The sequence below is a fragment of the Bradyrhizobium sp. genome, from assembly GCF_019244115.1.
GTDB lineage: Bacteria > Pseudomonadota > Alphaproteobacteria > Rhizobiales > Xanthobacteraceae > Bradyrhizobium.
In genome coordinates this window covers 1-6,316 of sequence record NZ_JAFATE010000023.1, presented here as the reverse complement: position 1 = coordinate 6,316, position 6,316 = coordinate 1, and the positions used below count along the sequence as shown (strand labels likewise).

The window sequence follows — 6,316 nt, the reverse complement described above, 5'->3', positions numbered from 1 at the left end:
CAGATGGTGTGGTTCGCCGATATCACCACCGAGGCGCATCCGATGATGATCTCGAGCTACACGGTGCCGGAGGCGAGCGGACATTTCTGCACGCGCGGCGGTCGTTTCGGCTCGCACTCCTCGAATGAGAGCATCGCGCCGGTGTTCTACAAGAAGCTGGCCGTGATCGCCTTCTTCAATGCCGGCGTGCGCGTGCTCGACATCCGCGATCCCTATCGTCCCAAGGAGGTCGGCTATTTCATCCCGGCGATCACCGACAAGACCGACAAGCGCTGCGTCACGACCGACGAGAAGGAGCGCTGCAAGGTCGCGATCCAGACCAACAACGTCGAGACCGACGATCGGGGCTATGTCTACATCGTCGACCGCGCCAATACCGGCCTGCACATCCTGGAACTGACCGGCGACGCCCGTGCCGTCGCCGGCCTGCCATGATAGTTCGCCCGTCATTGCGAGCGAAGCGAAGCAATCCAGTGATGCTTGCGCGCGAAATGACGATCTTGATCGGTAGGACTCTTTTTTCGTTTTGACGTCGAGGGCTCGATGCGTCGTCTGATTGCCATCATCGTCGCGGCACTGGCGTTCGGCGCGCTATCCGGCGTTGCCGCCTATCAGCGACTGGCGGGCGCCGGCGGCGAGCACGCGCAATGGCAGGAGATCGCCTGGCCGTTCTCCAGGGACGGCTGGCCGGCGGGCCGCGCCTTCCGTTGCATGTCGACGGCGTGCGGCGAGGGCAGCGAGCTCTATGTCCGCGCCAAGATCGGCTTCTGCAATTGCGACACCGGCGTCGCCGATGACGACGAGGTCGATCGCGTCGCCGATCTCGACTTGATCAGCCCGCGCTTTGCGCCCCGGGCTGCGGGGCAGGTCGTGCGTGTGGCCGAAATGTCGGGCCGGGCGCGTGCCTATGAACTTTCGCTGCCGGACGGCGCACGCCACGCCGCGATCGGCTTTGCGCTGTCGCATCGCTGCGATCTCATGGTGGCGGTGGCGCAGGGGGGCGCCGATGCGCCCACGCTGCAGCGCGCCGCGCGCGGCTTTCTGGAACAGCACGAGATGCATCAGTGGATGCTGGCCGCGCTGGGCGGGCAGCAGGTCAGGGGACATTAGCTTTGCCAACTCGGCGTCTGTCTGCGCGTCGGCGCCCCAACCTTGGCTGTAGTCCCGCGAAAGCCGGGATCCATAACCACAGGCCGCGGTTGTTGCGAGAGCCGGTCGTACGCCTCTCTTCGCTGCAACAATTGCCTTGTGGTTATGGGGCCGGCTCTGCGCTCGCCATAGCGGCCCGATGCGCCGCCCGGCTCGCTTGGCCGGGACGACATCGTTGCTTGTTGCCCACCTTCCGCTCTCGCGTCGATCATGCATAATATCACCAGTCCTTCTCTTGCTCGCGAGTCCCTCCATGTCCCTTCAGGTCTACCTCGCCTTCGTCGCCGCCTGCCTCGCGCTTGCGCTGTTGCCGGGCCCCGTCGTCACGCTCTTGATCGCCAACGGCCTGCGTCACGGCACCCGCGCCGCGCTGATCAACCTCGCCGGCGTGCAGACCGGACTTTTGATCGTGATCGGCGTCGTCGCCATCGGCCTGACCTCGCTGATGGCCACCATGGGCTACTGGTTCGATTGGCTGCGTTTCGCAGGCGCCGCCTATCTGATCTGGCTCGGCATCAAGCTGATCCGTTTCCCGGTCGAGGGCATCGGCTGCGACGCGCCGCCGCCACCACCGCGGGGCGGTTTCTTCCTGCAGGGACTGCTGGTGCTGCTGTCCAATCCGAAACTGTTGATCTTCTTCGGTGCGTTCCTGCCGCAGTTCATGGATACGAGCCGCGATCATGTCTCGCAGGCGATGCTGCTCGGCGGCACCTTCATGATGATCGCGGCGCTGACGGACGCAGCCTACGCGCTCGCCGCCGGCCGCGCGCGGACCCTGTTCTCGGCGAAACGGACGCGCCTGGTGTCGCGCATCTCGGGCTCGTTCATGATCGGTGGCGGCCTCTGGCTCGCGTTCACGCGATCGCGGTGAGGCTGTTGCTAGGTCGCGAGGTGCGTAGGATAGGTTGTGCGAAGGCGATACCCATCATGGTGCCGCCTGCGTGATCGCAGAGGTGATGGGTTTCGCTGCCGCTCTACGCATCCTACATGCTGTGTCAAATAGTGATCGTGCCGGCGATACAGGTCGCGACGTCGCCGCCGATCCAGGTCGCCTCGCCTTCCTGTACGACATGGACGCGGCCGGCGCGGCCGAGCACGGTGCCTTGCGCCGCGACATAGCGCTTCGGCGCGACGCCCGAGCCGATCAGCCATTGCGCAAGGCTGGCATTGAGGCTGCCGGTCACCGGGTCCTCGCCCCCGCGGCCCATGAAGGCACGCACCTCGAACTGCACCTCGCCGCCGTCGCGCGCGGGATCCCAGGGCGCGACGACGCCGAGCGACTGGTCGCCCAGTACACGGGCATCGTGTTTGAGAGCGAGCACTTCGCTGCGCGAGCCGAGCAGCACCGCGACCCAGCCCGGGCCATTGTCGACCCATTGCGCGGCGCAGATCACGTCCTCGGCGATGCCGATCGCGCGCGCGATGCGCCCACGCAAGTCCGGCTCGACCTCGCCAGACCGGCGCAGCGGCGGCGCAGCGAAGGCGAGCCGTGCGCCGTCGCGCTTGATCCGCACCAGGCCCGCGCCGCATTCCTGCACCACCGCATCAGCTTTCGGCTGGCCGCCGAGCGCGAGCCAGACGTGACAGGAGCCAAGCGTCGGGTGGCCTGCGAATGGCAGTTCGCGCACCGGCGTGAAAATGCGAACGCGGTAGTCGGCAGCCGGATCCTTGGGCGGCAACAAAAAGGTGGTCTCGCTGAGATTGGTCCAGCTCGCGATCGCCCGCATCTTGTCATCATCGAGGCCATCGGCCCCGGCGATCACGGCCAGCGGATTGCCTTTGAACGGCACCGACGAAAACACGTCGACCTGATGAAACGGCAGCATGGGCATGGCTCTCCTCCTGTCAGGCGCGCCAGAACGGTTTTGTGGCCTCGCGGTACACGTCGAGCGAATTGAGCCCGCAATCCCGCATCTGCGGGGCATCGAGCGTCGCCAGCACCTTGCGTTGGGAGGACCGCTGCAGCCAGAGGCTCGGCAGCTGCAGCAGGGTCCCGGCTGTCCACAGCGGCCGCCGTTCGGCCTGCCTTTCCACCAGGGAGATCGTCATGATTGCACCTATTGCGTCTCGATATTGCTCTTGTGGAATGTACAATCGCTCAGTACAAAGCTCGGAGCAATCGAAACATTGCTCTCGGAGCAATCTGGCATGACTGCCTCCTATGCCGTCTTGGTCGATGAACTGGCCGGCGCGATCGCCTCAGGACAATTGAAGGCCGGCGAGCGGCTGCCGCCGCAGCGCCAGTTCGCCTATGAGCGGGGCATCGCCGCCTCGACCGCGGCGCGGGTCTATGCCGAGCTACTGCGCCGCGGGCTCGTGGTCGGCGAAGTCGGGCGCGGCACCTTCATTGCCGGGCCCGAGGCACCGCTGCCGCCACTGCGGGCGGAGCCATTCGAGGGCCGCACCGATCTCGAATTCAACTTTCCCACGCTGCCGGACCAGGCCGCGCTGATCGCCAGATCGCTCAGCTCCTGGCAGCGGCCGGAGGCCCTGGGTGCGGCGCTTGCGCCGGTCACGGAGCGGCGCCTTGTCGAGGCTTCCCGGGTTAGCGCTGGCTTTTTCGCAACCGGTCGCTGGCGGCCGCGGGCGGAAGGATTCTTGTTCGCGGGCAGTGGCCGGCAAGCGGTCGCGGCCGCGATGTCGGCACTGGTGCCGGTTGGCGGCCGCCTTGCGGTCGAGGCTGTGACCTATCCGATGGTCAAGGGCATCGCGGCGCGGCTCGGCGTCACGCTGGTGCCGATCGCGATGGACGGCGAGGGCATCCGGCCCGAAGCGCTCGCCAAGGCGCATCGCGCGGGCGCGCTGAATGCCGTCTACCTGCAGCCCGTAATGCACAACCCGCTCGGCCACACCATGAGCGAGCCGCGGCGCGAGGAGATCATCCGCCTGGTGCGCAAGCTGGATATCATGATCGTCGAGGATCTGGTCTACGGCTTTCTCACCGACGTGCCGCCGCTTGCCGCTCAGGCCGAGGAGCGCACGATCGTGGTCGACAGCCTCTCCAAGCGCCTGGCGCCGGGGATCGCGGTCGGGTTCCTCCAGGTCCCGGTGTCGCTCCGGGAGCGCCTCGCGGTCGTCGTGCGCACCGGTGCCTGGTCCGTCACGTCGCTGGCGCTCGCTGCCGGCATGCGTTTGCTTGCCGACGGCACGGCGGCCGAGATCACGCGCCGCAAGCGCAGCGATGCGGCCACGCGCCAGGCCATCGTCGCCGAATGTCTCGCGCCCCATCGCATCGAGGCTGATCCGCGCTCCTACCATGTCTGGCTGCACCTGCCCGACGGCTGGCGCGCCGAGACGCTCACGGCAGCCGCCGCCCGCGCCGGCATCGCGATCACTCCGGCGAGCAACTTCGCCGTTGCGCCCGGCCATTCGCCCAACGCGGTGCGGCTGGCACTCGGCCACCCGAGCCACGAGGAGTTGCGCGCTGCGCTGACGCGGCTCAACGCCTTGCTGGCCTCGCGCCCGGAGGAGACCGACGTCACCGAGTAGGGGGCTTCAACGCATCGGTGGCAGATGCAGGCCGAGCTGCGGCTCGAGCGCACCGAGAACGCGGGCCAGCCGGTCGGCCCATTGTTGTTGGCCGGTCTCGTCGGCGATCAGGTCCTGGCGGATCTCGATGCCGCTGCTCACGAGCCCGCGCGCCTCGGCATGCACGGGGATCGTGTAGTCGGTCTGATCGCTGACCGCATAGGGCTCGTTGTCGCCGACCACGAGGTCGCCCTCGGCACGCAAGGCCTTCAGCAGCAGCGGCGGCAGCACGTGGTCGCGGTGATAAAGCGTGCCGATGTGCCAGGGCCGCGCGATGCCGGCATAGACGGGCGTAAAACTGTGCAACGCCACCAGCACTGTCGGCCGGTTCTCGTGCAGGCGGCGGGTGACGGCTTCGTCGATGCAGCGATGATAGGGATCAAAAATCGCGCGTTGCCGCGCCTCCGCCATCTCGCGCGACAGGCCCTCATTGCCCGGGATCGTCGTCGCCTCGCTGAGGATCGGGATCGAGCTCTTGACGCAAGGGGGACGGTTGCAGTCGATCACCAGTCGCGAATAGCGCTGCGCGATCAGATGCGCGCCCAGCATGTTGGCGAGCCGCTCGGCGACGCCGGCGATGCCGATGTCCCAGGCGATGTGCCGCGTCAGCTCATCCTCTTGCAGTCCGAGATCGCCGAGCGACGGCGGAATCAGGCGGCCGTAGTGATCGCAGGTGAGCAGGAACGGCGAGCGTCCCGCGGCGTTGGTCTGATGGACCGGCGCGACAGGTCCAAGTTCGAGCGTTTTGGATTCGAGTCCATCCGACAAAGGTATTTTCCCCCATTGCTGCCTGTTGTTGCGGCAGTTGGATTCCAGCAAATGAGCAGCCAACGTCATGGCGCCGCTCCTCGAAAACCACGATGATGCGTCTTTGCATAGTGTGCGGGCCTTAGACGATCATCACAAGTGCGCGCGCGGTGGCGTTGCCGAGTGGTGTGGAGGTGTACGGCCGGCCGGCCCCGGCGCACAGGAGACGGAGGTTTGACGGATGGAGATCAAGGTCGGTTTCGAGATCAGCTATCAGGCCGCGCAGCCGACGCCGATGGTGATGATGCTCTCGATCCATCCCTCGCGTCGCGCCGACATCGTAGGCGCCGAGACCATCGTCACTGAGCCGGATGTGAAAATCGGCTACTACCGCGATTCCTTCGGCAACATCTGCGGCCGGCTGGTGGCGCCCGCCGGCGGTATCACGCTGCGCGGCAGCGCGCGCGTACGCGATAGTGGCCTGCCGGACAAAGTGATGCCATCGGCGCAGCAGACGCCGATCGAAAGCCTGCCCGACGAGCTCTTGCTCTATCTGATGCCGAGCCGCTATTGCGAGACCGACAAGCTGACCGACATCGCCTGGTCGCTGTTCGGCAATGTCGCGCCGGGCTGGGCGCGGGTGCAGGCGATCTGCGACTTCGTGCACGGCCATCTCAGCTTCGGCTATGAGCACGCCCATCACATGAAGTCGGCGCATGATGCCTATGAGCAGCGCAAGGGCGTCTGCCGCGACTTCGCGCATCTGGCGCTGACCTTCTGCCGTTGCATGGGCATCCCGGCCCGCTACTGCACGGGCTATCTGGGCGACATCGGCGTTCCACCCGACCCGGCACCGATGGATTTCTCCGGCTGGTTTCAGGTCTATCTCGCC

8 protein-coding genes are annotated in these 6,316 nt (G+C 66.6%); 5 read left to right on the top strand and 3 right to left on the bottom strand.

Annotation, left to right across the window (positions count from 1 at the left end; all coding sequences use genetic code 11):
- The 3 genes from JOZ76_RS01315 to JOZ76_RS01305 all read left to right on the top strand — a co-directional run.
- On the top strand, positions 1-435 hold a 435-nt coding region (locus JOZ76_RS01315), incomplete at its 5' end, for an LVIVD repeat-containing protein (RefSeq protein ID WP_441299955.1).
- A gap of 108 nt (positions 436-543) precedes the next feature.
- Positions 544-1,110, top strand: coding sequence for a hypothetical protein (locus JOZ76_RS01310; protein ID WP_291696834.1), 567 nt, complete (start codon positions 544-546; stop codon positions 1,108-1,110).
- Positions 1,111-1,402: 292 nt separating this feature from the next.
- Positions 1,403-2,020 carry a LysE family translocator gene (locus JOZ76_RS01305; RefSeq protein ID WP_291696833.1) on the top strand — a complete coding sequence of 206 codons (618 nt, stop codon included), beginning with the start codon at positions 1,403-1,405 and terminating at the stop codon, positions 2,018-2,020.
- A 124-nt stretch (positions 2,021-2,144) separates the two neighbouring features.
- On the opposite strand, the gene JOZ76_RS01300 is transcribed toward JOZ76_RS01305, so the two are convergent.
- A complete protein-coding gene (locus JOZ76_RS01300; RefSeq protein WP_291696832.1) occupies positions 2,145-2,981 on the bottom strand; it encodes a PhzF family phenazine biosynthesis protein in 837 nt (278 codons plus the stop codon).
- Between the two features lie 13 nt (positions 2,982-2,994).
- Positions 2,995-3,198 carry a DUF1127 domain-containing protein gene (locus tag JOZ76_RS01295; protein ID WP_291696831.1) on the bottom strand — a complete coding sequence of 68 codons (204 nt, stop codon included), beginning with the start codon at positions 3,196-3,198 and terminating at the stop codon, positions 2,995-2,997.
- 99 nt (positions 3,199-3,297) lie between these two features.
- On the opposite strand from JOZ76_RS01295, the gene JOZ76_RS01290 reads away from it, so the two are divergent.
- The gene (locus JOZ76_RS01290; RefSeq protein WP_291696830.1) at positions 3,298-4,638 is read left to right on the top strand and encodes an aminotransferase-like domain-containing protein; all 1,341 of its coding nucleotides are present in this window, start codon (positions 3,298-3,300) and stop codon (positions 4,636-4,638) included.
- A 6-nt stretch (positions 4,639-4,644) separates the two neighbouring features.
- On the opposite strand, the gene JOZ76_RS01285 is transcribed toward JOZ76_RS01290, so the two are convergent.
- On the bottom strand, positions 4,645-5,514 hold the full coding sequence (locus JOZ76_RS01285; RefSeq protein ID WP_291696829.1) for an N-formylglutamate amidohydrolase: 870 nt from the start codon (positions 5,512-5,514) through the stop codon (positions 4,645-4,647).
- Positions 5,515-5,665: 151 nt separating this feature from the next.
- Here JOZ76_RS01285 and JOZ76_RS01280 point away from each other — a divergent pair.
- Positions 5,666-6,316: transglutaminase-like domain-containing protein (locus tag JOZ76_RS01280; protein ID WP_291696828.1), on the top strand; the 651-nt coding region annotated here is incomplete at its 3' end.

Excerpts from the sequence above, each read along its gene's own strand:
- JOZ76_RS01310 (WP_291696834.1), top strand. The coding sequence starts at position 544 with ATGCGTCGTCTGATTGCCATCATCGTCGCGGCACTGGCGTTCGGCGCG.
- JOZ76_RS01305 (WP_291696833.1), top strand. The coding sequence starts at position 1,403 with ATGTCCCTTCAGGTCTACCTCGCCTTCGTCGCCGCCTGCCTCGCGCTT.
- JOZ76_RS01300 (WP_291696832.1), bottom strand. The coding sequence starts at position 2,981 with ATGCCCATGCTGCCGTTTCATCAGGTCGACGTGTTTTCGTCGGTGCCG.
- JOZ76_RS01295 (WP_291696831.1), bottom strand. The coding sequence starts at position 3,198 with ATGACGATCTCCCTGGTGGAAAGGCAGGCCGAACGGCGGCCGCTGTGG.
- JOZ76_RS01290 (WP_291696830.1), top strand. The coding sequence starts at position 3,298 with ATGACTGCCTCCTATGCCGTCTTGGTCGATGAACTGGCCGGCGCGATC.
- JOZ76_RS01285 (WP_291696829.1), bottom strand. The coding sequence starts at position 5,514 with ATGACGTTGGCTGCTCATTTGCTGGAATCCAACTGCCGCAACAACAGG.